Origin of the sequence: Pantoea sp. RSPAM1 (assembly GCF_038816185.1) — a bacterium.
Classification (GTDB): Bacteria; Pseudomonadota; Gammaproteobacteria; order Enterobacterales; family Enterobacteriaceae; genus Pantoea; species Pantoea ananatis.
In genome coordinates, this window is the sequence record NZ_CP046137.1 from 2446853 (window position 1) to 2471803 (window position 24951).

26 protein-coding genes are annotated in these 24951 nt (G+C 53.5%); 16 read left to right on the forward strand and 10 right to left on the reverse strand.

Annotated elements, in window-relative coordinates:
* Nucleotides 1-4 precede the first annotated feature (4 nt).
* The 4 genes from glgX (at nt 5) to GKC68_RS11975 (ending at nt 5836) form a co-directional block, all read left to right on the forward strand.
* A complete protein-coding gene (gene glgX, locus GKC68_RS11960) occupies nt 5-2077 on the forward strand; it encodes a glycogen debranching protein GlgX (protein WP_342656177.1) in 2073 nt (690 codons plus the stop codon).
* Between the two features lie 136 nt (nt 2078-2213).
* Nucleotides 2214-2978, forward strand: coding sequence for an SDR family oxidoreductase (locus tag GKC68_RS11965; RefSeq protein ID WP_064367144.1), 765 nt, complete (start codon nt 2214-2216; stop codon nt 2976-2978).
* A gap of 1186 nt (nt 2979-4164) precedes the next feature.
* On the forward strand, nt 4165-5376 hold the full coding sequence (locus tag GKC68_RS11970) for a diguanylate phosphodiesterase (protein ID WP_089528689.1): 1212 nt from the start codon (nt 4165-4167) through the stop codon (nt 5374-5376).
* A gap of 226 nt (nt 5377-5602) precedes the next feature.
* The gene (locus GKC68_RS11975; protein ID WP_006119000.1) at nt 5603-5836 is read left to right on the forward strand and encodes a DUF4060 family protein; all 234 of its coding nucleotides are present in this window, start codon (nt 5603-5605) and stop codon (nt 5834-5836) included.
* A 32-nt stretch (nt 5837-5868) separates the two neighbouring features.
* On the opposite strand, the gene anmK is transcribed toward GKC68_RS11975, so the two are convergent.
* Nucleotides 5869-7005, reverse strand: a complete 1137-nt coding sequence (anmK, locus tag GKC68_RS11980) for an anhydro-N-acetylmuramic acid kinase (protein WP_028722200.1) — start codon at nt 7003-7005, stop codon at nt 5869-5871.
* A gap of 284 nt (nt 7006-7289) precedes the next feature.
* On the opposite strand from anmK, the gene slyB reads away from it, so the two are divergent.
* Nucleotides 7290-7757, forward strand: coding sequence for an outer membrane lipoprotein SlyB (slyB, locus tag GKC68_RS11985; protein ID WP_013025623.1), 468 nt, complete (start codon nt 7290-7292; stop codon nt 7755-7757).
* Nucleotides 7758-7801: 44 nt separating this feature from the next.
* On the opposite strand, the gene slyA is transcribed toward slyB, so the two are convergent.
* Nucleotides 7802-8239, reverse strand: coding sequence for a transcriptional regulator SlyA (gene slyA, locus GKC68_RS11990; protein ID WP_013025622.1), 438 nt, complete (start codon nt 8237-8239; stop codon nt 7802-7804).
* A 140-nt stretch (nt 8240-8379) separates the two neighbouring features.
* Here slyA and GKC68_RS11995 point away from each other — a divergent pair, with 140 nt between their 5' ends.
* The 3 genes from GKC68_RS11995 to GKC68_RS12005 are packed head-to-tail and all read left to right on the forward strand — an operon-like array spanning nt 8380 to nt 11482.
* A complete protein-coding gene (locus GKC68_RS11995; protein ID WP_013025621.1) occupies nt 8380-8622 on the forward strand; it encodes a DUF1656 domain-containing protein in 243 nt (80 codons plus the stop codon).
* 5 nt (nt 8623-8627) lie between these two features.
* Nucleotides 8628-9485, forward strand: a complete 858-nt coding sequence (locus GKC68_RS12000; RefSeq protein WP_342656892.1) for an HlyD family secretion protein — start codon at nt 8628-8630, stop codon at nt 9483-9485.
* Nucleotides 9482-11482 carry an FUSC family protein gene (locus tag GKC68_RS12005; RefSeq protein WP_028722198.1) on the forward strand — a complete coding sequence of 667 codons (2001 nt, stop codon included), beginning with the start codon at nt 9482-9484 and terminating at the stop codon, nt 11480-11482. The genes GKC68_RS12000 and GKC68_RS12005 overlap by 4 nt, the downstream gene beginning before the upstream one ends.
* Here the strand turns inward: GKC68_RS12005 and GKC68_RS12010 are convergent, their stop codons facing one another.
* From GKC68_RS12010 to GKC68_RS12025, 4 genes are all read right to left on the reverse strand, one after another.
* Nucleotides 11483-11950 (reverse strand): hypothetical protein, encoded by a 468-nt coding sequence (locus tag GKC68_RS12010; RefSeq protein WP_014593614.1) that lies wholly within the window; start codon nt 11948-11950, stop codon nt 11483-11485.
* Between the two features lie 136 nt (nt 11951-12086).
* Complete coding sequence (gene sodC / locus GKC68_RS12015) at nt 12087-12605, reverse strand: superoxide dismutase family protein (RefSeq protein WP_058706030.1); 519 nt, start codon at nt 12603-12605, stop codon at nt 12087-12089.
* A gap of 81 nt (nt 12606-12686) precedes the next feature.
* On the reverse strand, nt 12687-13583 hold the full coding sequence (locus GKC68_RS12020) for an aldo/keto reductase family oxidoreductase (protein ID WP_342656178.1): 897 nt from the start codon (nt 13581-13583) through the stop codon (nt 12687-12689).
* A gap of 68 nt (nt 13584-13651) precedes the next feature.
* Nucleotides 13652-13891 (reverse strand): DUF1289 domain-containing protein, encoded by a 240-nt coding sequence (locus GKC68_RS12025; protein ID WP_264238802.1) that lies wholly within the window; start codon nt 13889-13891, stop codon nt 13652-13654.
* A gap of 175 nt (nt 13892-14066) precedes the next feature.
* Here GKC68_RS12025 and GKC68_RS12030 point away from each other — a divergent pair, with 175 nt between their 5' ends.
* The 4 genes from GKC68_RS12030 to rnt all read left to right on the forward strand — a co-directional run bounded on the left by GKC68_RS12030 (nt 14067) and on the right by rnt (nt 17122).
* A complete protein-coding gene (locus GKC68_RS12030) occupies nt 14067-14669 on the forward strand; it encodes a TetR/AcrR family transcriptional regulator (RefSeq protein ID WP_089528658.1) in 603 nt (200 codons plus the stop codon).
* Nucleotides 14670-14715: 46 nt separating this feature from the next.
* The gene (locus tag GKC68_RS12035) at nt 14716-15813 is read left to right on the forward strand and encodes an alkene reductase (protein WP_263794150.1); all 1098 of its coding nucleotides are present in this window, start codon (nt 14716-14718) and stop codon (nt 15811-15813) included.
* Between the two features lie 110 nt (nt 15814-15923).
* Nucleotides 15924-16331, forward strand: a complete 408-nt coding sequence (gene gloA, locus GKC68_RS12040) for a lactoylglutathione lyase (protein ID WP_013025612.1) — start codon at nt 15924-15926, stop codon at nt 16329-16331.
* A 119-nt stretch (nt 16332-16450) separates the two neighbouring features.
* The gene (rnt, locus tag GKC68_RS12045) at nt 16451-17122 is read left to right on the forward strand and encodes a ribonuclease T (protein WP_342656179.1); all 672 of its coding nucleotides are present in this window, start codon (nt 16451-16453) and stop codon (nt 17120-17122) included.
* Nucleotides 17123-17167: 45 nt separating this feature from the next.
* Here the strand turns inward: rnt and GKC68_RS12050 are convergent, their stop codons facing one another.
* Entirely contained in the window at nt 17168-17503 is a 336-nt protein-coding gene (locus GKC68_RS12050) for a Grx4 family monothiol glutaredoxin (RefSeq protein WP_170934913.1), read from the reverse strand.
* A gap of 364 nt (nt 17504-17867) precedes the next feature.
* Between GKC68_RS12050 and GKC68_RS12055 the strand changes: the two genes are divergently transcribed.
* Nucleotides 17868-18689: a C40 family peptidase gene (locus GKC68_RS12055; RefSeq protein ID WP_342656180.1), complete on the forward strand. Its 822-nt coding sequence runs from the start codon at nt 17868-17870 to the stop codon at nt 18687-18689.
* 64 nt (nt 18690-18753) lie between these two features.
* Here GKC68_RS12055 and GKC68_RS12060 read toward each other — a convergent pair whose 3' ends face one another.
* Complete coding sequence (locus GKC68_RS12060; RefSeq protein WP_019105306.1) at nt 18754-18843, reverse strand: YnhF family membrane protein; 90 nt, start codon at nt 18841-18843, stop codon at nt 18754-18756.
* 281 nt (nt 18844-19124) lie between these two features.
* Here GKC68_RS12060 and purR point away from each other — a divergent pair, with 281 nt between their 5' ends.
* The gene (gene purR / locus GKC68_RS12065) at nt 19125-20150 is read left to right on the forward strand and encodes an HTH-type transcriptional repressor PurR (RefSeq protein ID WP_272844586.1); all 1026 of its coding nucleotides are present in this window, start codon (nt 19125-19127) and stop codon (nt 20148-20150) included.
* On the opposite strand, the gene punR is transcribed toward purR, so the two are convergent.
* A complete protein-coding gene (punR, locus tag GKC68_RS12070) occupies nt 20147-21052 on the reverse strand; it encodes a DNA-binding transcriptional activator PunR (protein WP_342656181.1) in 906 nt (301 codons plus the stop codon). The genes purR and punR overlap by 4 nt on opposite strands.
* 108 nt (nt 21053-21160) lie before the next feature.
* Here punR and punC point away from each other — a divergent pair, with 108 nt between their 5' ends.
* On the forward strand, nt 21161-22375 hold the full coding sequence (punC, locus tag GKC68_RS12075; RefSeq protein ID WP_342656182.1) for a purine nucleoside transporter PunC: 1215 nt from the start codon (nt 21161-21163) through the stop codon (nt 22373-22375).
* Nucleotides 22376-22662: 287 nt separating this feature from the next.
* Nucleotides 22663-23811, forward strand: coding sequence for a cyclopropane fatty acyl phospholipid synthase (gene cfa / locus GKC68_RS12080; protein WP_028722190.1), 1149 nt, complete (start codon nt 22663-22665; stop codon nt 23809-23811).
* Nucleotides 23812-24092: 281 nt separating this feature from the next.
* Here the strand turns inward: cfa and GKC68_RS12085 are convergent, their stop codons facing one another.
* Nucleotides 24093-24764 (reverse strand): riboflavin synthase, encoded by a 672-nt coding sequence (locus GKC68_RS12085; protein WP_028722189.1) that lies wholly within the window; start codon nt 24762-24764, stop codon nt 24093-24095.
* Nucleotides 24765-24951: the final 187 nt, after the last annotated feature.

Below are 24951 nucleotides of genomic sequence, written 5' to 3' on the forward strand. Positions count from 1 at the left end.
ACAGATGTCAAATCATCGTTTTGAAATTACGTCGGGATCGGGCCTGCAACTTGGGGCGAACTTTGATGGCAAAGGCGTAAACTTCGCGCTGTTTTCTGCCCATGCAGAGCGCGTGGAGCTGTGTCTTTATGATCCAGGCGGAAAAAATGAAATCGCCAGACTGGAGTTGCCCGAGTTCACACATGAGATTTGGCACGGTTACGTGCCCGGTTTGCAGCCCGGCGCGCTCTATGGCTATCGCGTTTACGGTCCTTACGATCCGGAAAACGGCCATCGGTTTAACCCAAATAAACTCCTTGTCGATCCCTATGCCCGCGAACTGGCCGGGGACATCGCATGGAATGAGGCGCACTTCGCTTATGACCTGTATCACGAAGACAAAGATCTGACGTTCGACGATCGCGACAGCGCCCCCTTCACGCCAAAATGTCGTGTGATCGACCCCAACGAATTTGACTGGCAGGACCAAAACCGCCCGCAGATTCCCTGGTCTGAAACAATCGTCTATGAAACGCATGTGAAAGGCTTTACCCAGTTGAACATGGCGCTGCCGCCTGAAATGCGCGGCACTTACGACGGCATGAGTCATCAGTCCACGGTGGGCTATATCAAGAGCCTGGGTATTACCTCCGTCGAACTGTTACCGGTGCACTGGTTTCCGGACGATCAGCACCTGCTGGATAAAGGGCTGAAAAATTTCTGGGGTTATAACTCGCTGAACTTTTTTTCTCCGGCGACGCGCTATTTTGGTCCGCGGGGCATTCAGGGTTTCCGGGATATGGTCCGTGCCTTCCACGACGCGGGCATTGAGGTGATCCTTGACGTGGTTTATAACCACACCGCGGAAGGCAACGAACTGGGGCCAACGCTGTCCTTTAAAGGTATTGATAACTTCTCATACTACCGCACCTTACCCGATCAGCATCGCTACTACATTAACGATACCGGCACAGGAAACACCGTAAACACCTCTCATCCGCGCGTGTTACAGATGGTGACGGATTCACTGCGCTACTGGGCGGACTCCATGCATATCGATGGTTTCCGTTTCGATCTTGGCACCATTCTGGGCCGTGAACCGGAAGGCTTCGATCCCCGTGGCGGTTTCTTTGACGCCATTACGCAGGATCCCCTGCTTTCCCGTTTAAAATTGATCGGTGAGCCCTGGGACATTGGCCCCGGTGGTTATCAGGTCGGCGGCTTTCCACCGGGCTGGGCGGAGTGGAACGATCAGTATCGCGATACCGTGCGCGATTACTGGAAAGGAAACAATGTCTCGACCGATTTTGCCGCTCGTCTGCTTGGCTCTGGCGATTTGTACGATCAGCGCGGACGTCGTCCCTGGGCCAGCGTTAACTTTATCACCGCGCACGATGGCTTTACGTTGAACGACCTGGTCTCCTACAACGAGAAGCACAACGCCGACAATGGTGAAGACAACAACGACGGTCACAACGATAACCGGTCTTATAACTATGGCGTGGAAGGCCCCACAGACGACGAAGGCATTGACGCCGTTCGCGAGCGCCAGAAACGCAACTTCCTGGCCACGCTGTTTTTCTCCCACGGAACGCCGATGCTGCTGGCTGGCGATGAGTTTGGCCGTAGCCAGATGGGAAATAACAACGGGTACTGCCAGGACAGTGAAATTTCATGGGTTCACTGGGATAACCTGCCCGCTTCGGCCGATGCCCTGCGTGAATTCACCCGTCATGTGATTTCATTGCGCAAAACCCAGCCGCTGTTACGCCGTGAAAGCTGGCGCGACGGGATGGAAATCAAATGGTTTAATGCCGGCGGCGGCCTACAACAGGCTGAGCAGTGGGACGAAGGTTCAACGCTCGGTGTCTATATCGGCCGACCCGATCTGCAGCATCAGGAAGGCGTGTGGTATGACGTGCTGATGCTCATCAACCCGTTTGAAGGTAATGTGCCCTTCAAGATCCCTCAGTTCGGTGAGGGCGGCTGGGTGCTGGAACTCACCACCAGCGATACCAGCAAACACGGGATGGTAATCACCAAAGAAAAGGACTTTGAACTGGAAGGCCGCAGTATGGCGTTGTTCAGAAGGCCATAAGGACGCCCGGCGCGGCGCGAACCGGATACGTAGCGGTTAAACAATACGCATCCGGTACCGTTGCGCTTGACCTGGGCCACTGGGCTGCCAGGCTGAACAGGGTTAGAACAGTAAGCGACGCCATTAAGGAGGCAACATGTCCAGATTTACAGGTAAAATCGTTGTAGTGACAGGAGCCGGATCAGGAATTGGTGAAGCAAGCGCCAAACGCTTTGCACAAGAAGGCGCATCTGTCGTTTTGGTCGGCCGTACTCAGGATAAGCTGCAAAAAGTCCTGGCACAGTTGCCGGGCGATGGCCATATGGCAGCGGCCTGCGACGTGGCTGAGGCCAGTCAGGTAAAAGCGCTGGCCGCCCGCGTTGAAGAAAAATATGGCCGCATGGACGTGCTGGTCAACAATGCCGGAATTATCGTTCAGGGACGCATCCACGAGATCGAACCCGCTGACTGGAAAAAGCTGATGAGCGTCGATCTCGACGGCGTATTCCACTGTGTGCACTTCTTTATGCCTGCTCTGCTGAAATCGAAAGGCAACGTGGTGAATATTTCGTCGGTATCAGGATTAGGTGGCGACTGGGGCATGAGCGTCTATAATGCGGCCAAAGGCGCCGTAACCAACTTCACCCGGTCACTGGCCATGGATTATGGCGCGGATGGCGTGAGAGTGAATGCGATTTGCCCGGGCTTTACCTTCACCGAGCTGACGGAAGCGGTGAAAAACGACCAGGCCCTGCTTGAGCGTTTCTATGACCGCATTCCACTTAAACGCGCAGGTGAGCCTGAAGATATTGCTGATGCCATTGCCTTTATCGCCAGCGATGACGCACGTTATATTACTGGCGCAAATCTGCCGGTTGATGGCGGCCTGACCGCTTCGAACGGACAGCCTAAACAGGCGTGATCATCATAGCGCCGTAGTTTTTGGCGTTAATATTAACAGGCGTGATCGTCACGCCTGTTAACCTGGTAATAATGTGCACCCTTTTTCGCGGTTATTATTATTTAACCTTCACACATTATTTCTTTATATCGCGCGCTTGCCTCAGGCTGAGTAAACCGATATCTCCGCAGAGCGTAACGTCCGTCATATTCAGGAAGACTTTGGTGTATGTCGCGTCGGCAAGGCCCGATTGCGCGATGTCAGACTCCGCCCGGCAGTGGGACAGACGAAAGGGCTAAGGCAGGCGCTGCAGAGAATCGCATCAGGATGATGAATTTTCGCGACTGTTAAGGCCTGTTGCCGGGTGTACAATGAACCGATAAATTCACGTCCACGGCTGTTATCCAGCTGGCTACAACCTTCTTTATGAATTATCCACCCGCCTCGGGTAAAAGGACATACGTAATAGTAGCTTGATTTAAGCATAGGACTGCCCCTGGTGGTCGCTGTGTCAATCAGGACGATAAAAAGAGTGATGTAGGGTTTTATTTAATAATGTAGCGTTATTAACCCTAGCTGAGAATTATCCCTAAAACCACAGGGATAATGACAAATCAGTGGTTTTGAGATTTATTCGCAGCGGGGTCACTGATTTACGTTAGCATCTTATCAGATGCTGGCTGCTGAAAAAGGTGCCAGGCGCAGGATCAGATTTGATACTTTAATCATTGTGCCTACCTCTCTCCTTCGACGTTTTGATTAAAAAAACATGTCAAATCAAGCTACTGCTGTTTTCTTTTCAAGAGTGGCAGTCAGGAAACGAGGATAATTTGATTATCTCAGGTAACCTGAGAGCAATCATCATCGGGGTAATTTATTAACGGACCATGACTTGCAAAAAAGATACGTCTATCCAATACCTAACCCTTGAAGTGCTGATATAATAGAAATAATGCGTAACACGCAGGTAATGAACAGAATAATAATAAAACTGTTTGCTCCCGCCATGGTCTGTTATCCGCGCCATGGTTCGATCGTGTTAAACCTTCTGTGACAACGGAACATCACAGGTAAGCGCCCCCTGTGCCGTGCTGGAGAAATGCACGGCAAGGACACATTTTGCGACGGTATTACAGCAGGATTAGGCTCCGCTTGATAAGTGAACTGGCAATGTGTGCGGTAAAAAAACAAGAATCTGGAAGACTTTATGTTGTCTACAATTATCTATCGCAGTCACATCGCTGACCATGTTCCGCTTAAGATGCTGGAGGGATTAGTCACCAAGGCTAACAAAATTAATGAATCATCCAGCGTCACCGGTATTTTATTGTTTAATGGCACCCACTTTTTTCAGCTCCTTGAAGGTCCCGAACGGGATGTGCTGGCGGTTTACGAACGTATTTGCCGCGATACCAGCCATCATAATATTGTGGAATTAATGCGCGATTATGCCCCTGCGCGACGTTTCGGCAACGTGGGCATGGAGCTGTTTGACCTGCGGCAATACGATAAAACCACGGTGCTTAATGCGGTGCTGGAAAAAGGCACCACCAAATACCAGCTGACCTATGAAGATCGGGCGCTTAAATTCTTGCGTACCTTTGTTGAGGCGCGCGAGAAAGAAAATTATTTTGAAATTCCCTCAGCAGACAGCTGGGATTTTATTCAGGATGCGGCCGAAACCCGCGAAGGTGATGTTGCCATGCTGAATCAGGAAGGCATAAATTTTGCCTTTCAGGCCATTATCGATCCCTTTGCACGCAAAATTGTTTCCCTTGAAGCGCTGCTTCGCGGCAATCAGGGTGAAACGCAACAGCACTATTTTTCCCGCCTTGAGCCGGATGATATCTACCGCAACGATTTGCACTCTAAACGCACGGCCTTTGCACAGGCAAAGGCGCTCGGCCTGGATGATATGGTGCTGTCGATTAATCTGCTGCCGATGTCGCTGGTACTTGTTCCCGACGCAGTCGATTTTCTGCTGACGGAAATTCATGCCCACCAGCTGGTGCCGGAGCAAATTGTCGTTGAGTTTACCGAAAATGAGATCATCTCTCGTCCTGACGAATTTGCCGCCGCGTTGAAACAGCTCAAAGCCGCAGGTATCAGCGTCGCGCTCGATGATTTTGGCGCGGGTTATGCCGGGTTATCACTGCTTACCCAGATCCAGCCCGATAAAATTAAAATCGACCGCAGTATTATCAGTAACGTGCATAAGAGTGGCCCGAAGCAGGCTATCGTCCACGCGATTTTAAAATGTTGTTCATCGCTGGAAATTACCGTGATTGCAGAAGGGATTGAACAGCCCGAAGAGTGGATGTGGCTGGAAGCCGCCGGCATTTCACAGTTTCAGGGATTCCTGTTTTCCTGGCCGAAATTAAATGGCGTATCTTCCGTTTCCTGGCCCGAGCTCAAATAACCTGGTGCCCGCAACACAATAAATTTTCATTCTTCCTTGCCGGACATAAAACGTGCTGCTAAATATTAGTAGCACGTTTCAGATTGTGTCATTGTGCTGCAATATTAGACGTGCACGCTGTTTTTAAATTATCGATGATGTTAAGCAGTCAGATGTTCAGTGTTAAAGACCGACGCAACGCGCCCTGTTAAGGCGTGCCCCACAGGTATAGCATTTGAGGGACTGAATGAAGCAAATCATCCGCGGTGATAAAGAACCCGTCCATATCGTTGCCGCCTCGCGCGCGCTGGAAGCCCATATGTCTCGTTATGGTGAGGGAAATAAATACCATCCGGTTATCTATTCAATTGCCTATCGCAGCAAATACTACCAGGTTGAAGTCATTACCCGGCGTGAAACCATCGTGGCAACCGTCATCACGGGCGTACGCAAGTTGACGCATTTGCCTGGCGTGGCCTGATTCGTTTTACGTTGTTGTAAAAGGGGACAGATTCAGTCCCCTTTCCCCTTTCGCATGAACAACGGATTGGCGGGATAAATGGCGCCAATCACGCTTTTTTCGCGTGCGCCGGTGACCGCAGGCAAATTTCCGGGCAGGCCAGAGAGGGTGCGAAACGCCAGCCATGCAAACGCCAGCGCTTCCATATCATCCCCATTGATACCGATCGTATCGGTTGTTGTCACTTCGGTACCCGCAAGATGTGCCGCCAGTCGCGCCATCAGTAACGGATTGCGGCTTCCCCCACCACAGGCCAGTAAACGATCGCATCCGTCATTGAGTTGAACCTGTTGTGCGATGCTGACGGCGGTAAATTCATTCAGCGTAGCCTGAACGTCCTGTGCGGCGATGCCGGGAAAATGACGCAGATGTTGTTCAAGCCAGCCCAGGTTAAACAGCTCTCGTCCGGTGCTTTTGGGCGGCGGCAACGCGAGCCAGGGCTCGCGCAACAACCTGTCAAGCAGGGCATGACTGACTTTACCACTCAGCGCCCACTGGGCATCTTTATCGTAAGCTTTGCCCTGATTGCGCCATATCCAGGCATCAAGCAGCATATTGCCAGGCCCGGTATCAAACCCGCGAACAGGCTGCCCCGGGATGAGTAAAGAGAGATTCGCAATCCCGCCGATGTTGAGCACCATGCGACGTTCGGTGGCATCCATTATCAAGGCCTGATGGAAGGCCGGCACCAGCGGAGCGCCCTGCCCGCCCAGCGCCATATCACGCCGCCTGAAATCCCCCACCACCGTAATGCCGGTCGCGGCAACAATCTGATTGTTATCGCCAATTTGCAGCGTATTCGGCGCTGCGCTCTGCGGCTCATGCCACACAGTTTGCCCGTGACAACCGATCGCCGTGATATCGTCGACTTCAAGGGATTCACGGCGCATCAGGGTCAATACCGCCTCAGCAAACAGCTGCCCCAGCCGCGTATCAAGCTGTCCTAACTGCGACAGCGTCAGAGCCTGTCCCTGGCAAATGGCCAGAATAGCCTGACGCAGATCCGGTGGCATGGGATGACAGTAGCTGGCCTGCTGAGCCACCATATTTTCGTCAATGGCCGCCAGAACCACATCCACACCATCAAGACTGGTGCCCGACATCACGCCGATGTAGCGCCCTGATTTCATAACCGTTCCTTTTCATTGAGGTGAAGATGGTGTTACGCGTATTAAGCCTGACAAAAAATTGCGGTTAAATCCATGGTTTATTTGTTTTTAATCAATAAATTGCCTGTGAGTTAACGCCCTGAAACTTTTTTTCTCATCGATTGAATCATTGTTAAAATTTAACGGTCTATGCTGGCGTCAGCCATGTTTTATACCGGCAAAGGTCAATTCTCCAGTTTTCTGTCTTATACTGTTTACAGGATTTCGCGAGAGATAGGCGCATTCTTGAATAAAGGAGTTTTCAAATGATTAAGCGTGTAATTGTGGTCGCTTTGACTGGAGTAATGCTTGCAGGTTGTAGCAACACCGATACGTTGTCGGGCGATACCTACAGCGCCAGTGAAGCCAAACAGGTCCAGAGCGTTTCATACGGTACCTTAGTGTCCGTACGTCCGGTTAAAATTCAGGGCGGCGATGACAGCAATATCATTGGCGCTATTGGTGGTGCCGTACTGGGTGGATTCCTGGGCAACACGATTGGCGGCGGTGCGGGACGCAGCCTGGCAACGGCTGGCGGTGCCGTATTGGGCGGCGTAGCGGGCCAGGGCGTGCAAGGTGCGATGAACAAAACAGACGGTGTTGAACTGGAAATCCGCAAGGATGACGGCAACACCATTATGGTGGTGCAGAAACAGGCCGCCAGCCGTTACTCTGTAGGACAGCGCGTAGCGATGGCGACCGATGGCAGCCAGGTCACCGTTTCTCCACGCTAACACAGTAACCCACCGACGCCAGTGACTGGCACTGCGCGTCGGTATTACTTTTCTTTGTTCTGTAGTTCGAGAATATTCTTCTCAAGGCGTGCAATCAGCGACACCATCTGATTGATCTCATCGCGGCTGATACCGGTGAGAATATCGTCACGGGTAATGTCAATCACGTGTTCGACCTGCTGGATAACCGGTTCGGCCTGTTGTGTCAGCTTTATGCGTTTGGCACGGCGGTCGTGGGCGCAGGTGGTTCGGGTAATCAGCCCTTTTTCTTCAAGCTGATCTAAGGTTCTGACCAGCGAAGGTTGTTCGATTCCGATGGCTTTGGCTAACTGAATTTGTGACTGCTCAGGCGGTAACTGATGGATATTGTGCAGCGTAACCCAATGCGTTTGGGTTAAATCGAGTGGCTTCAGGCGTTGATCGATCAGAGCCCGCCAGATGCGCACCAGTCTGGACAGGTCCGTTCCGAGTGGGGTATCCATATATCTCCTTATAATTAGTCGGCTAGCTATCAGCCTGCATTGTATAGTATTTTGCAAGCCGGAAGTTAAATTACTAATCACTAAGTAGACAGTTTCGGCTGAAAATATTTCACTAACCTGTTCCAGAGTGCATCACCATAATGGATATCATCAGCAACGGATTTCTCAGTGTTCACCCGCTTACGGAACTGATTTTTGGTGCGTCACTTTACTTTCCTCCCCTGTTTAAAGCGGTGCTGGCCGGTTTTTTTCTCTGGCTGCTGATTCACCCACTGCTACGCGGCTGGCTCGCCTCTGGCGACGTCTGGCATCCCACACTGTTTGACCTTTCCTTATTTGTGCTGTGCGTGACGGCCTCACTCTGGCTGATGGATCACGGATGAAAACGATGAAATTTTCCGGATTAAAATACTTTTCAACGCTGATTGTTTTTACCCTTGCGCTGCTCAGTGCCTGGTGGGCCTGGAATTACTACATGCAGTCGCCCTGGACACGAGATGGAAAAGTGCGTGCCGAGTTAGTGGATATCACGCCGCAGATTTCAGGACGCATTGTGGCATTGAAGGTGACGGATAATCAGTTTGTTCATAAAGGCGAAACGTTGCTGACGCTGGACCCCGTCCCCTGGCAAATCGATCTGAATAAAGCCGATGCGCAGCTTAGCCAGGCAAAAGCCGATCTCGCTAAAGCGCAAAACGAGTTCAGCAGGCGAAGCCGACTGCCGCGCAATACCATTTCAGGTGAAGATCTGGATGTTGCCCGTCTGAACGCCGATGCCGCACTGGCCAGCGTGAAGGCGGCTCAGTCACAGCGTGATCAGGCGCAATGGAACCTGCAGCAAACCACCCTCACCGCCCCGACGGACGGTTGGGTGAGTAATTTAACCCTGCGTCCTGGCAACTACGCCAGCGCCGGTACGCCGCTTTTTGCCCTGGTCGACAGCCACTCTTACTACATAGTCGGCTACTTTGAAGAAACCAAGCTGCGCCACATTCATCCTGGCGCCGCTGCCAACGTGGTGCTTTACAGCAGCGGCGCGCAATTGACTGGTCAGGTAGAAAGCATCGGGCGGGCTATCTACGATCAAAGCCTGGAGGCGGATAACGCTTTACTGCCGGATATTAAACCGAACGTGCCCTGGGTTCGTCTGGCGCAACGTGTCCCTGTTCGTATCCGCCTCACATCGCTTCCCGATCGCGCGCTGTTAATCGCCGGTACAACCTGCACGATTACGATAGCACCATGAATCTCAACGGGCTGGCCTGGGGAAACCTCTCCTGGGTAAAGGCGGATCGCAATCAATGGCGCTATGCGTTACGCAATGCAGGCGCGATGTGCCTTGCGCTGAGCATTGCCTATGGTTTGAACCTGGACGAGCCTTACTGGGCCATGACCTCAGCAGCCGTGGTAAGTTTTCCTACCCTTGGCGGCGTGATCAGTAAAAGCCTGGGCCGCATCGTGGGCAGCCTGTTGGGGGCGACCGCTGCGCTGTTGATTGCTGGCCATACGTTAAACGAGCCCTGGCTGTTCACCTTGTATATTGCCGGCTGGCTGGCGCTGTGCACCTGGGTGGCAAACCACTATCAAAATAACGTGGCCTATGGTTTTTCGCTGGCGGGTTATACCGCAGCCATTATTGCCTTCAGCTGTGTCAACCTGACGGACATCACCAGCCTGTGGGAGATTGCTCAGGCGCGGGTATGCGAAGTGATTTCCGGGCTGCTGTGCGCGGGCTTTATGATGATGCTCTTACCCAGCACCTCTGACGGCGATGCACTTATCAACGCGCTAAAACAGATGCACGCCCGCCTGCTGGAACATGCCACGCTCCTGCTACAGGACACCCGTAATGACGAGATACGCAGCGCCCATGAAACGGTGATTGGTCAGATCCTGACCATGAACTTATTACGCATCCAGGCCTTCTGGAGCCATTATCGCTTTCGCCGCCAGAATAACGTGCTGAATTACATCCTGCATCAGCAGCTGAGACTAACCAGCGTGCTGTCCAGTCTACGTCGTATGCTGCTGAACTGGCCTGACGCACCTGAGACGCTGTTTGAGATGCTGAAGGCTATCATGCAGGAACTGGCCAAACCGGACTGCAATAAGTATCGGCTCGCGGCGTTGTTGCGCACGATTACGCCTGCCAGCGAAGGGGATTACCGACAGCGGGCATTCTGTCAGCGGCTGCGCTACTTCTGCTGGATGTACCTTAACGTATTGCGCTGGATACGACTGCTGGAGCATGCCGAGGCGGATACCCGCTTTCAACCACCGGTCGTGTCTGCGCTGGCCAGTGAGAGCGATAGCGCAGAGGCAGGCTGGAGTGCACTGCGCACTTTTACTGTCGTGGTCGCGGGTTGCGCATTCTGGATTACGACACAGTGGTCTTCGGGCGCATCGGCGCTCACCTTCACGGCGATCGCCTGCGTGCTTTACGCCTCTTCTCCCTCACCCACAGGCAGCATTACGTTGTTACTGAAAACGCTGTTGTGGCTGTTTGCATTTAGCTTTGTGTTTAAATTCGGGCTGATGGTGCAGTTTAATCACCTATGGCAACTGCTGGCGGTGTTATTTCCGTTGTTGCTGACCCTGCAACTGTTCCGGGTGCAGCAGAAACAGCGGGCCGCCATGTGGGGGCAATTCATTGTTTTTCTGGGATCGTTTCTGGCCGTGACCAATCCACCAGACTGGGACTACCAGACGTTTTTTGACGGCAATATCGCCAAAATTTGCGGCGTACTGCTCGCCTGGCTGGCGTTTCAGCTACTGCGCCCCAGTTCAGATAGCCGCCGCAGCCGCCGCCATATTCAGTCTCTGCGCATGGCTTTTCTCGATCAGCTTCGCCCCCGGCCCCATTTGAGTCAAAACCGCTTCGAGTCGCTGATCTATCATAAAATCGGCCAGCTCAGCAGCAGCCGGGATGAAAAAGCGCGCGTCTGGCTACTGCGCTGGGGCGTGGTGTTACTCAACTGCTCACACCTCGTCTGGCAGCTGCGCGACTGGCCCACTGAATCCGCGTTACTGAATCAGTATCGCGAGCGCGCGATGCAGGATCTACAACATGTGATGAGCTTTCGCGGTGTTCAGCACCGGCAACTTGATGCGGCACTGGATGCGCTACAGACAATGATAGATGAAACGATCAGGGAAAATAACCGGGAAGCCGGAACGCTTGCCGGATTATTGTGGCGCTTACGTTGTTCGCTGGAACAGCTGAAACAGGCCATTCCCGACTGACTACTGACAGTACTGCTGATGCTGGCGGTTAAAATCATCCTGCAGTTGCTGTACCGTTTTTTGTCCTTCGAAACGCGTCTTGTCCGCCTCAGAAACCGGCTCAATAACCAGCGCCTTTTCATCCGGGGAGAAAATAAAGCGCCGGGAAATAAAGGTGCCAGTGAAGCTTTTGCCCGTGATGCCGCCGCAAATCATCACCGTATTGTGGTGATAGATCGTGGTATCTGTGAAATTGGTTTCCGTGGCGCTACGCAGAACATTTTGGCAATGCGATGCTTCAAGTTTTTGTACCACGTCCCGACTCAGCCGCTCACGGCCTTTCGCGATATGTTCACACCGAATCCGTGCAGGATTGGTATCGATGGTACGCTGAAGCTCTCGCCCGGTTTCGGTGACCAACTGCGTATCATTGGGTTTATCACAGCCGGCCAGCAGCAGGCAGAGTAACCATGCGCCCTTCCATTTCATTTACCCTGCTCCTCAGGTTGTCAGGCTTTATGACGGGAATCAGTATCATAGGGGGGAATGAAGGCATGATGCTACAACAAATCTTCAATGTACGAAAAGCCATGCTGGCGGCAACCGATGCCGCCAGACTGTCTGATCAGATTACGCCGCAGGCAAACCGGGCTCCCCCGCCGCCGAGCGGTTTCGGGTGATCCGCGTGATTATCGCCGCCCACGTGAACCATCAGTGCCTTGCCTTTTATCTCACTCAGGTTTTTGATCCGGGGCGCCAGAACGGGATAGCTGGCCTTGCCCTGGTCATCCACGTAGAGCGCAGGCAGGTCCCCTAAGTGACCTTCACCATAGGGTCCGAGATGTTTACCAGTATTATCCGGGTCCAGATGACCACCCGCCGCGCCCGCGGCCACCGTTTTCCCCTCTGACTCACCTGGTTCACAGCTGCCTTTCGCATGGACATGAAAGCCGTGGATGCCCGGTTTTAGCCCCGCCAGCATGGGCGTAAACTGCAAACCATATTGCGTTTCTTCGATGTTCACCGTGCCAACAGATTTGCCGATACCCTGCGGCGACACCTCATGAATCGTCACCTCTTCACTGGCGGCCTGGGCTGCGCCGCAGGTTAACAGCGTCAACAACGCGATAGTTTTCACTTTCATTGTGGCTCCTTAGTGCTCTGGGTTCAGCTTAAGCCTGGCCTCAGTGCGCAAAGATTGCCGCAAATTGACGAATGTTTACGCTCAGGGTACGTCGTAGCCCAGCGCTGCTTTACGAATACGGAACCACTGTTGGCGACTGAGCGACAGATCCACGGCCCCCGCCGCCTCGGTGACGCGCTGGGTTTTGCCGGAGCCGATGATAGGTAACGGCTTACTCGGCAGGCGCATCACCCACGCGTAGACGACCTGTTCCAGACTGGATGCACCTGTCTCCTCTCGGACCCGCGCCAGCTCGTCGCGCAACGGCTGGAAATGGGGATCGCTGAACAGACGTCCGCCCCCGAGACAGGACCATGCCATAGGGCGCAGGCGCTGCTGCTGGCAGTGATCCAGCGAACCATCCAGCAGCACGTTTTGCTGAACGGGAGAGATTTCAAGTTGATTAGTGACCAGGCTAAAAGGCAGACGCGACTGCAACAGGGCAAACTGCGCAGGTGTAAAATTGGACACGCCGAAATGAAGCACTTTACCGGCCTGATGCAGTTGAAGAAAAGCATCGGCAACGTCATCGGCGTCCATTAGGGGATCGGGCCGATGTATCAACAGGAGGTCGAGGTAATCGGTGTGAAAAGCCTGCAGCGAACGCTCTGCGCTGGCAAGAATGTGTGCGGCGTCGGTGATGTAATGGCCAATCTGATGTTCGGGTTTGGCGCGCGTCGCAATGCCGCATTTCGTAACAATCTGAAGCCGCTGGCGCAGCGAGGGGACCTGTTTTAATGCTTCACCGAACGCCGCCTCGCAACGGTAATCGCCATAAATATCGGCATGATCGACCGTGGAAATCCCCAGTGAAAGATGGTGTTCAATAAAGGCGACCCGTTGCTGTGGCGCCATGTCCCACTCCATCAGGCGCCAGTAGCCCATAATCAGCGGTGAAAAGTGAGGGCCCTGGGGCGCAATAGCTTGCGGTTGTAACATCGTGTTCTCCCTGTGACACAAAAGCGGCTGGTTGTCTGTCAGGGAGTATAACGGAAATCGCGCGGCGGTCAGAACAAGGTCGGTTGCTGGGGTCCCTGAGGCTCATCTTTATGCTGTTGACGCAGCATACGCAGGCGGCGCTGATGGCAAAGGCGCAGCACGTCACGTTTCTGGCTGTCGGTATAGCGCATCCAGTTAAAACGCTCGTCGCGGCTGCGCAGGCAACCGAGACAATAGCCACGTGAATCTGTCTGACAAATACTCCGGCATGGACTGGGAACCGGAAAAAACTCAAGCTGCTCTGCCACAACTGCCCCCGCTAAAACGTGCATCCCTCTATTGAAGACAGACTGGTGCGATTGTGCAAGAAATAATCACAACAAGGACGATTTATTCACTTCCAATACGTGATGATTTAACACTCTGTGCCTGTCCCGCGATAAAAATTTGCATTAGACCGATTGGTCTACCAGGATAAAGCCCATGAACAAGATGCCACAACGTTATGAAACACGTGAACACCTGCTGATGACGGGCGAGAAGCTTTGCCTGCAGCGCGGATTTACCGCCATGGGGCTGAGTCAGCTGCTGACACAGGCGGCCATTCCGAAAGGGTCGTTTTATTACTATTTCCCGTCAAAAGAAGCGTTTGGCGTTGCCCTGCTTGAGCGCTACTTTGTCCGCTACCTGCATGAGGTAGAACAACAGTTGTCTCAGCCAGCGGGCACGGTGAGGGAGCGATTGTTAGACCATTTCAGACATGCGCTTGCGGTCTTTGAACAACAGGGCCACATCGTTGGTTGTCTGAGTGTGAAACTGTCGGCTGAAGTTTGCGACCTGTCTGAACCCATGCGCGCTGCCCTGCAGCATGGTGCCGGTCATGTTATCGCGGCTTACAGCCGCGCCTTAACAACGGCTCAGCAGGAGGAAGGACTGATATTGCCGCATCCGCCTGAACAGCTGGCAGAGCTACTCTATGTCTTGTGGCTCGGTGCCAGTTTGCAAAGCAAGCTTTCTCGTAAGGTACAGCCCCTGCGGCTGGCATTTATTACCATCGAACAGTGGCTGAAAGCGCCACTGGTTTAAAAAAACCACAATTTGTAGACGACCGGTCTACTTAAAAGGAGTTGTTATGGCGAGTACCCAGCTGTTTCGTCCGCTAAAAGTTGGCGCAATTACTGTGCCGAATCGTGTCTTTATGGCCCCGCTGACGCGCTTGCGTAGCATTGAGCCGGGCGATATCCCGACGCCGTTGATGGCCGAATACTATCGTCAGCGCGCGGGGGCGGGCCTGATTATTACCGAAGCGACCCAGATTTCTTTCCAGGCCAAAGGTTATGCGGGCGCGCCGGGTTTGCACACCCAGCCGCAAATTGCTGCGTGGAAAAATATCAACGAAGGTATCCATCAGGCAGGCGGACACAGTGCCGTACAGCTGTGGCACACCGGCCGTATTTCACACAACAGCGTCCAGCCGGAAGGCAAAGCGCCAGTTGCGCCTTCGGCGATTCCTGCAGGCACACGCACTTCACTGCGTGCTGAAGACGGCAGCGTATATCGCGAAGATACCTCAATGCCGCGCGAACTGAGCATCAGTGAAATTCAGCAAATCGTTGCCGATTTTGGTCAGGCCGCTGCCAATGCGCGGGAAGCAGACTTCGACATGCTGGAACTGCACTCCGCTCACGGCTATCTGATGCACCAGTTCCTGTCACCGTCCTCGAATCAGCGTACCGATGAGTACGGCGGCAGCGTTGAGAAACGCGGACGTTTTGCGCTTGAAGTGGTCGATGCCGCGATTGCCAACTGGTCAGCGGATCGTATTGGTATCCGTGTCTCTCCTGTCGGCAGCTTCCAGAACCTGGATAATGGCCCGAATGAAGAAGAAGATGCACTGTGGTTCATCGCTGAACTGGCGAAACGCAAGATTGCCTATCTGCATATGTCAGAACCTGACTGGGCAGGCGGTACACCTTACAGCGACGCGTTCCGTCAGAAAGTCCGTGATACCTTCCCGGGCGTGATTATTGGCGCGGGCGCTTACACCGTTGAGAAAGCGGATGATCTTATCAGCCGCGGTTTGATCGATGCCGTTGCCTTTGGTCGGGATTACATCGCTAACCCGGATCTGGCCCAGCGTTTACAACAAGATGCACCACTGAATCCACAGCGTCCCGAATCCTTCTACGGTGGCGGCGCTGAAGGCTATACTGACTATCCTGCACTGTAAAATGCAGGCAGCCGTGAGTCTTTCACGGCTGCGGTTATTCTTTGGCGATTATCGTCGCTATACTGAGTGTTTGTGTCATCCGGGGATGACGTTTTTCAAAAGAGGAAGCTATGCGTTTACTTCATACCATGCTGCGCGTTGGCGATTTGCAACGCTCCATTGATTTTTACACTCGCGTGCTGGGCATGCGCCTGCTGCGCCAAAGCGAAAACGCTGAATATAAATATACCCTGGCGTTTGTGGGCTACACCGAAGAGAGCGAAGGTGCCGTTATTGAGCTGACCTATAACTGGGGTGTTGACAGCTACGATCTCGGTAACGCTTATGGTCACATCGCATTGGGCGTTGATGATGTTGCCGCGACCTGCGAGCGCATCCGCAACGACGGCGGTAACGTGACGCGTGAAGCCGGCCCGGTCAAAGGCGGCACCACGATCATTGCCTTTGTTGAAGATCCGGACGGTTATAAAATCGAACTGATCGAAAATAAACATGCCGGACACGGCCTCGGCAGCTAAGCCGTCAACATCAGCCCGCGCAACGCGGGCTGATTCTCGCTTCCCTTACCTGTACCTGCTGCAGACGGGGCGCTTTTTTGGCATACTACGCGCTGCCCTTTTTCTGCAATGAGATCCTGATGTCTGAATCGTCTTCCCCCAACGCACTCAATCAACGCTTTCGTGGTTTCTATCCCGTGGTTATCGATGTGGAAACGGCGGGCTTCAATGCGCAAACCGATGCGCTGCTGGAAATCGCGGCCATTACGCTGAAAATGGATGACGAGGGTTGGCTTCATCACGACCAGACACTGCATTTTCATGTTGAACCTTTTGTCGGCGCTTTGCTGCATCCGGAAGCCCTTGCCTTTACCGGCATCGATCCCAGCAATCCGTTACGGGGCGCGGTGAGCGAATACGAAGCCTTGCATGCCATTTTTAAACTGGTGCGCAAAGGCATTAAAGATGCCGGTTGCAATCGCGCGATTATGGTGGCGCATAATGCGACCTTCGATCTTAATTTTATGAATGCCGCCGCCGAACGCGCCAGCCTGAAACGAAATCCGTTTCATCCTTTTGCCACTTTAGACACCGCCGCCCTGAGCGGGTTAGTGCTGGGTCAGACGGTACTGGCCAAAGCCTGCAAAGCGGCCGGGATGGAATTTGACAGCAGTCAGGCGCACTCTGCGCTGTATGACACGCAGCAAACGGCCACGCTGTTCTGCGAACTGGTCAATCGCTGGAAACGTCTGGGAGGCTGGCCGCTGACTATCGCGGAAGAGGCAACAGAAAATCAGGGCGCGGCGGAGTAAACGCCCGATAAACGAAGAAAAGGCCGACGATGTCGGCCTTTTACATTATTCCGCTTCTTTAAACTTCTCTGCGGTTTCTTTGACCAGCGGTTGTAATTCGCCACGCTGGAACATCTCAACAATAATGTCGCAGCCGCCAACCAGTTCGCCATCGACCCACAGCTGTGGGAAGGTTGGCCAGTTAGCATACTTTGGCAGCTCTGCGCGAATATCCGGGTTCTGCAGAATATCCACGTAAGCGAAGCGCTCACCACAGGCAGACAGCGCCTGAACCGCCTGAGCAGAGAAACCGCAGCTTGGCAGTTTCGGCGAACCTTTCATGTACAGCAGGATCGGGTTTTCTGCGATCTGGCGCTGAATTTTTTCTACAGTACTCATTATTGCCTTCCTTAATTCGTCACTTCGTGTTTCTTTATTGTAGCGACTTCCCTTCAGGACTGAAAATGAGATTTTCTTCCCGTCAGGGCAAACCGCCATGTTTGTTAAGTCCGCCTGGGCGCTATCCAGCCGCTTAACGGGACCTGAAAGGTGAATGCATTAATAATTTGCAATAATTTTGCTGAGTTAACCTGCTGAAATTGCTTATTTATGCCTGCTTTTTACCCAAGTTATTAATTAATAAAAAAAGGACTTACTGTTTTAAAAAAAACTGGACTAGAATGTCTTCGGCGCTGATCGTTGATCAGATTTTTCTTAACCTTGTCAGATATCTGTGGACCCTGACAGCTTAACCAGTAAACGGACTATGCGTTCAATTATTACGCTTCTTATTCTGGCTTTTGCGCAACTGTTCTTTAACGTCGCCTCTGCGTCACCGCAGGCGCCGGTTAAGGCCAGCTTGCATAAGGTAGAGAAAAAAAGTGCGCGCGAAGATGAGCGGCGCAAGCGACGCACGGTCAAAGCGTCGGCGAAAAAAAGCCGTTCCTCCGCAGAGCAGAAATCCAGCAAAACGCTTAAAACCAGTAAAAATCCCTCTCACGCGGTTGCCTCTCACAAAACCCTGACCAACGCGACTGATTCACACAAGAAGCTCACTAAAAAAGTGGCGGCCAACGCCACCAGCAAGAAACGCTATGGTCATCAACGCGCGATGAAGGTGGCCAAAGCGGACAGCAAGGATGCCGGCACCATCAAAATGAGCAACGCACACCGTCAGCGCTATCAAAAAGCACGTGAAACGGCGATGGCGAAACTGATGGGACAGCTGGGCAAGCGCTACCAGTGGGGCGGAAAATCGCCGCATACCGGTTTCGACTGCAGCGGTCTGGTGTGGTACGCCTACAAAGATGTGGTGAAATTTAAAATTCCGCGTACCGCAAATGAAATGTATCACCTGCGGGATGCCGCGCCGGTGAATCGGGAAGCGCTGGAGAAAGGCGATCTGGTGTTTTTCCGCATCAACGGACGTGGTACGGCCGACCACGTGGGTGTTTACCTGGGTAACGGTAAATTTATTCAGTCACCGCGTACCGGCAAGGACATTCAAATCAGTGCGTTAAGCGAAGATTACTGGCAGCGCCACTATATTGGTGCGCGTCGCGTCATGACGCCAAAAACCGTTCGCTAAACGTCACTCCTCCGTCATAGTGACGGAACGCAGCCGGGACAGGGAAACCTTCCCGGCTTTTTTATTAGTTCAGAATGGCGGTAAAGCTGAACGCAATAATCATCAACAGTGCAGCCGCCGTGGTCATCAATGACAGTTTCAGATCGGTACTCATCACAACTCCTTAGGCACAATTTTAGTAGGGGTTAAGCATTTTCCCACACGCGTGGGTAAAAATCTCGTTTTATCCGTGCAGCCTTGTTAGAATCCCCTCTTTGTTGCGCAACAGCGCGCAACATCGGTTGCGTCAGCGCCCCTTTTCAACCGTTATTTCCTGCCCCGATGCCCCATAACCGGTCAGAAAAACGATTTTTTTGCAGAAATAACCGTCCGCTGACGCAAACGTTTAACAACATGCTTATCAACAGGTTAGATAAGCCCGGGAGTTCGATTTTCATGGCAACAATTAAAGATGTGGCGAAACGTGCAGGCGTCTCTACCACAACCGTTTCTCACGTCATCAATAAGACGCGCTTTGTCGCAGAAGATACCCGCGAAGCGGTCTGGGAAGCGATTCGGGAGTTACATTATTCGCCCAGCGCCGTAGCACGCAGCCTGAAGGTGAATCACACCAAAACGCTGGGCCTTTTGGCCACCTCCAGCGAGGCGCCCTATTTCGCGGAGATTATTGAAGCCGTGGAGAATCACTGCTTTGATAAAGGCTATACGCTGATTTTAGGCAACGCGCATAACGACCTGCAAAAACAGCGTGCCTACCTCTCGATGATGGCGCAGAAGCGCGTCGATGGGCTGCTGGTCATGTGTTCTGAGTACCCGGATGATTTGCTGCAAATGCTGGAAGCCAACCGCAATATTCCTATGGTGGTCATGGACTGGGGCGAATCACGTGCCGATTTTACTGACACGGTGCTGGATAATGCGTTTCAGGGCGGTTATCTGGCCGGCCGCTACCTCATCGAACGCGGGCATCGCGATATTGGCGCCATTCCAGGGCAAATGGAACGTAACACCGGTGGTGGCCGTCATGCCGGTTTCCTCAAGGCGCTGGAAGAAGCCGGTATTAAGCCGCGTTCAGAGTGGATTGTGCAGGGCGATTTCGAGCCTGAATCCGGGTATCAGGCTATGCAGCAAATTCTGTCGCAGAAGCAGCGCCCAAGCGCGGTGTTCTGCGGTGGCGACATTATGGCCATGGGCGCTATCTGTGCCGCCGACGAAATGGGCCTGCGTGTCCCGCAGGATATCTCGGTGATAGGGTACGATAATGTTCGCAACGCACGCTATTTCACGCCTGCACTCACTACCGTGCACCAGCCAAAAGCGCAGCTGGGGGAGAAGGCGCTGGAGATGCTGCTGGACCGCATTACCAGCAAGCGTGAAGAGTCGCAAACCATCGAAGTGCATCCGACGCTGATTGAGCGACGCTCTGTAGGCTACGGTCCCTATCGCGACTACCGTCGCTAATCCTCGCTCAACCACTCCTGATTGAGTGTTTGCGCATCACCCAGGTAATTGAGCAACCAACCCAATGCCGGTGATGCGCGATCTTCCGCCCAACTGACGCAGCAGGGACTTTCTGGAAAAGGCTGGGGCAAGTTAAGTTCGGTCACTTCGCCACTGTCCAGTAGCGGGCGGGCTAAATGCCCCGGCACCATTGCGACGCACAGCCCGGCCCGGACGCAGTCCAGCCCTGTCTGCCATTCAGGCACCACCAGTCGGCGTTGATTATCCAGAGCCCATGTCATACGGCGCGGTAACGCGCGCGAAGTGTCTTCCAGCACCAGCGAAGGCCAGTTGCGCAACGCCTCATCATCCAGCCGGACGACCTGGATTAACGGATGTTCCCGCGCGACGATGCAGCGCCAGTTCAGGGTTCCCATATCGCGGAAAGCAAACCGCCCGCCCACCGGAATCGCCTGAGTCGCGCCTATTGCGACCTCGACTCTTCCGTCAGCCAGCGCATCCCATACGCCGTTAAACACTTCATAACTGATGTGGAGTTCCATGTCCGGAAAGTGGCGGTAAAAATCCCTGACGAACTGACGGGTTCGGTGCGGTTTCACAATGCAGTCCACCGCAATCGCGATTTGCCCCCGCCAGCCGTTGGCCAGTTGCTGGCACTGACGGCGCGTGGCATCCATTTTTTTGATGACGCTGCGGCCTTCTCGCACAAAATGTTCGCCCGCAGGTGTCAAAACGACCTCCCGGTGCTGCCTTTCAAACAGCGGTACCGCCAGCCAGGTTTCAAGCTGGCGAACGGTATAGCTGATGGCAGAAGGCACACGGTGCAACTCCTGGGCCGCAGCACTGAAACTGCCACCACGCGCGACCGCATCAACCACTTCAAGCGCATATTCAGACCACATATCCTGCCTTTAAATTTTTTAACAGCAACAGGCAAATTTTACCGTTTCACAGTATGAAGTACAGCTTTTACACTGCCCCGCGTTTATCCTGCAAAAAAAGAGAATCAGATGTCAGCTTCTAAAGGATTCATTCCCTATCTTGCCGTGCTCAGTATGCTGGGCTTTCTGGCCACCGATATGTACCTGCCCGCCTTCGGGGCCATGCAGCAAAGTTTTAACACCTCCGCCGGGATGATCAGCGCCAGTATGAGCCTGTTCCTGGCGGGTTTTGCCTGTGGTCAGCTGGTATGGGGACCGCTGTCAGATCGTATTGGCCGCAAACCGGTATTGCTGGCCGGACTGAGCCTGTTTGCTTTGGGTTGTGCGGGGATGCTGTGGGTGGACGACGTGGTACTGATGCTGGTGCTGCGCTTCATTCAGGCCATCGGCGTGTGCGCGGCTGCCGTAAGCTGGCAGGCCCTGGTGGTCGATCGCTATTCTCAGTCGCGCGCAAATAAAGTCTTCGCCACTATTATGCCGCTGGTCGCGCTGTCGCCTGCGCTGGCCCCGCTGCTGGGTGCCTGGCTGATTAGCCATTTTCACTGGCGCTCAATTTTTGTCGTTCTGACCGCAATTGCCGCGGCCCTGATCCTGATTACGCTGCGCCTGCCATCGGTACAAACCGCCCGCCGCCCGGCACAGTCACAGTCACAGTCACAACCCGGTTTTATGACGCTGCTGCGTTCACGCGTCTACAGTGGTAACGTCCTGATGTATTCTGCCTGCTCGGCCAGCTTTTTTGCCTGGTTGACCGGATCGCCGTTTATTCTGGCAGCGATTGGCCTGTCGCCTGCGGATATCGGCCTAAGCTATATTCCGCAGACCATTGCCTTCTTAGTCGGCGGTTTTGGCTGCCGTGCGCTCCTTAACCGTTTCAAAGGGGCGCAGTTGCTGCCATGGCTGCTCATCGTCTATAGCCTTAGCGTACTGGCCCTGTTTGCCGTTGCCCTGTCAGGCTCGGTTTCACTCACCGCTTTGCTGGTGCCGTTTTGCGGCATGGCGCTGGCGAACGGGGCGATTTATCCCATCGTCGTATCCAGTGCACTTCTGCCCTTCCCCCATGCGACCGGCAGAGCCGCCGCCCTGCAGAACACGCTGCAGCTGGGCCTGTGCTTTGTCGCCAGCCTGGCCGTCTCGGCGGGGCTGACCCAGGCGCTGTTCACCACGACGCTCATCATGGCGATGACGATTTTACTGGCGCTGGCAGGCTATCAGATGCAGCGTCGCACCGGCGCACAAACTGATATTGCCTCAACGGTACATCCCTGCCAGGATAATCACTGAGGCAACGACTTTTTGTCGTCTGAGTGATCAACACGTAACGGGCCCGCCAGCGCCTCCTGTGCCGGGCCCTGATTCGCCGTACCATCATAATAACAATGTTTCACGCAGCCTCATCGCTGTGAAGGTGTCTTTGTGGGCAAATGCGCTCTGCTGGCCCCTGCATTGCACCCTTTCTCTGTACGCTTAACGTTGTCTGGCGCAAGGCGTCATCTGTGACTTTTCTCATAATCCTGAGAAACGGCTCCTGCTCTTTTTCAGGTTCTGACAGTTCTGGTGATGGAGTGGCTATGAGTTCAACATGTGTAGCAGAAGTGAATATTGAACGAAACCATTGGTACCGTATCGTTCATGAGTTATTGCAGAAAGCAGACATCGAAATCAACGGTTCCCGCCCATGGGACATTCAGGTTAAACATCCCGATTTTTTTAAACGCGTCCTGCAAAAGGGCTCCCTGGGGTTGGGCGAAAGTTACATGGACGGCTGGTGGGAGTGCGAGCGGCTGGATATGTTTTTTCATCGGGCGTTGAAACATAAGCTTGATGATCAGCTTCCTCATCACGTGCAGGATATCGTGCGCATTGCGCTGGCGCGCCTGGTTAACCTGCAGTCGAAAAAACGGGCCTGGCAAGTTGGCAAAGCGCATTATGATCTGGGTAATGACCTTTTTACCCTGATGCTCGACCCTTACATGCAATACTCCTGCGGCTACTGGAAAGACGCCACGACGCTTGAGGCGGCACAGGAAGCCAAACTGGACATGATCTGTCGCAAGCTGCAACTGAAACCCGGGATGACCTTGCTGGATATTGGCTGTGGCTGGGGCGGTCTGGCGGCTTATGCGGCAAGAAACTATGGCGTCAGCGTACAGGGCGTGACGATCTCTGCAGAACAACAAAAGCTGGCGCAACAACGCTGTGAAGGGCTGGATGTCACTATCCTGCTTCAGGATTATCGCGATCTGAATCAGCAGTTTGACCGCATCGTCTCGGTGGGGATGTTTGAACACGTGGGGCCGAAAAACTACCCAACCTACTTTGCCACGGTCAATCGCAACCTTAAGCCGGACGGGATTTTTCTGCTGCATACTATTGGCGCGATTAAAACGGATATGCATGTCGATCCGTGGATCGGCAAGTATATTTTCCCGAATGGCTGCCTGCCTTCTTTACGCCATATTGCTGACGTCAGCGAACCGCATTTCATTATGGAAGACTGGCACAACTTCGGCGCTGACTACGACACCACGCTGATGGCCTGGCATGAGCGTTTCCAGCGTGCCTGGCCTGACCTGGCCGGACGTTATGAAGAACGTTTCCGACGCATGTTCTCCTACTATCTGAACGCCTGCGCCGGCGCGTTCCGCGCCCGTGAAATTCAGCTCTGGCAGATTGTCTTCAGCCGTGGCGTTGAGGGTGGATTACGGGTGGCGCGATGATTGCGCCCGATAACGCGCCGTGGCAAGGTCGATACTGACCGGACCGAACGCGGACGGCAGCCGGTAACTCCGGTTGCCGCGTTATCTGCCTGCCCCCATATTCTCAGACGGAAAAATGGCAGTCTTAAACCGCTTTTCGCGGTAGCAACACATTCACGCCGGGCGTCTTCGCCCGGGCGGTTGACACTGCACAGTCGTCAGTCGTTCCGGAAAACGGCGGGCGACACGGCAACCTGCTGGTCTGTGGGGAACGCGTTGGTCACGGCTGGCGTAATTAAACGCTATTCATCCCGATCCGTTTCGGGCTGATCGGCCTGCTCTGCCAGTGCCTTGAGCGCGGCATCTTCACGCTGGGCGAGGACGCGCTCCACCGTGTCCACAATCGCCTGAGTATGGGGATCGATTTCAATGTTAACCCTGTCGCCAAAGGTTTTGGCGCCGAGTGTGGTTCGCTCCAGCGTCTCGGGGATAAGATAAACGCAGAATTTTGTTTTGGTCACGTCGCCTACGGTCAGGCTGATACCGTCGATGCCCACAAATCCTTTGTGCAGGATATATTTCATCTGCAAAGGATCCTGAATTTTAAACCAGACTTCGCGATTGTTTTCAGAGCGGACAATTTTGCAGATTTCAGCCGTGGTCATGATGTGGCCGGACATCAGGTGGCCGCCAATTTCATCGCTGAATTTTGCCGCCCGCTCGATGTTCACCACATCGCCCTGCTTGAGATCGCCAAGATTGGTCACGCGCAGGGTTTCTTTGATCAGGTCAAAACTCACCCGATCGCCGTTAATTTCGGTGACGGTCAGGCAGCAACCGTTATGGGCAACCGATGCGCCCAGCGCTAAACCCGGCAACAGGTCAGCAGGAAGTTTGGCCACATGGGTGCGAAACAGACCTTTATCTTCAATGGACACGATTTCTGCGGTGCCCTGCACAATACCGGTAAACATAGTCTTTGCCTCTATGAAATTTGTGCCAGTTTAACACAGCCATGCTTAAGTGTTAGGTTTCAACAGCCTGAGAGACAGACGACACAGGTCCAAAACGCATTGCGTGACAAAGATTGGAGAAATCGGTCGCGCCAGTTACACTAAAGCCCTGCTTCGTCTGAAGCAGTCCTCATTTTTTTATTAATCA